Raw genomic sequence first — 1,539 nt, forward strand, 5'->3', positions numbered from 1 at the left:
TGACTAATTATTTTGATCGTTAACGAAAGGATTGTTTTGAATTTCATCTAACGGAATTTCAAATTGCATTCTTTCATCGTTATAAGGGATTGGCACACCTACAAAAGATAAGTGATTAGATCCTCTAGTAGCGGTTCTTTTAGTACGTTTAAGTGCTAAGAAACTTTTACCTTCACCCCATAATTCAATACGAGTTTGTAAATAGATTTCATCTTTTAAAGCTTGACCACTTAAAGCATCGATGTAAGTTACATCTGGTACTCTATTTGTCATTACAGCTTTAAGACTAGTTCTAGCCGCTGCTTCATTACCTTCATTTGCATTTGCTTCAGCATTTAATAAATACGCTTCTTCTACACGCATATATACATAATCGGCAGTTACAGTTTGAGACGCTCCACCAATTTGGTCAGACGCTCTAAACTTATAAAGAGGTTGTAAGTATCTACCACTAGCAGGGTTTCCAAAGAACTGAGCTTTTCTAGCATCACTAGCAGGGATAGCCGCATATAGATCTGCATCTATAGCTTTATAATCTCCTGCCCATGCATAACTGTATGACCAAGAGTCAATTTGACCCCACCAAGAAACTAATCCTAGACCGTTGTTAGCAGTAATATCGATACCCCACATCCAAGAAGGAGAAGCAACATCGTCAAAACCGTTAACACCACCAGCAGCAGCAACTAATTCACTAGTAGATAAAATATTGTAGTTACCACTATTAATTACTTCTTGTGTTAAAGAAGCAACCTCAGCGTCATTTCCACCTCTAGCTCCTAATACGTATGCTAATAAAACTTTAGCAACATCTTGATTTACTGAACTCTTTGCAGTTCTGTTGAACCCATTTAATAAAGAGATAGCATCTCTAAGATCTTTTTCCATTAGGTCATAGATCTCAGCAGCTGTAGACTTCGCTACATTTGTACCTGAAGGTGTATCATACATAGGTAAGATAGCTTCAGAACCGTTATATTCTCTTTGGTAATATTGTGTCAAATAGAAATAAGAGTGAGCTCTCATTGCTTTAGCCTGACCCATAGAGTACTTATTAGCATCTACTACAGGAACCGCATCGTTACCTCCAAGGTTTTGAATAATACCATTAGCAGATCTTACAATTCTATAGTAGTATCTCCAAACTTGTCTGTTATCACCAAAGGTAAAATCTTGCGCAGCTTGGAATTCAGTAATACTAGCTCTATACCATCCGTATGTACTTACACTTAAAGCCATATCTCCAGATAACATATCCGAAAATACATCATACGATTTGTGACCAAAGTCATCGTGACCTGTTGTACCTCCTGAACCAAACTGGATCATTTGAGCGTACATACCTCCTACGAAAGCAGCAGGGATTCCAAGGTTTGTTAATGCACCTTGCTCAAGTTGAGCCGACGTTAAATTCGTAGTTTGTTGGCTTGTTCCAGATACACCACTATTGTCTAGTATATCTTCATTACAACCAAAACTAAAACTTAGTATAGCAGCAACTAATGTTAATTTTAAAATTTTTCTCATGATTGTTAATTA

General features: G+C 37.0%; 1 protein-coding gene. It reads right to left on the reverse strand.

What is annotated here, in order from left to right; translation table 11 throughout:
* Nucleotides 1–3: 3 nt before the first annotated feature.
* The gene (locus RQM59_RS14375) at nt 4–1,527 is read right to left on the reverse strand and encodes a RagB/SusD family nutrient uptake outer membrane protein (RefSeq protein WP_349242814.1); all 1,524 of its coding nucleotides are present in this window, start codon (nt 1,525–1,527) and stop codon (nt 4–6) included.
* Nucleotides 1,528–1,539: the final 12 nt, after the last annotated feature.

Source organism: Asprobacillus argus (assembly GCF_032248395.1).
Lineage (GTDB): Bacteria > Bacteroidota > Bacteroidia > Flavobacteriales > Flavobacteriaceae > Polaribacter > Polaribacter argus.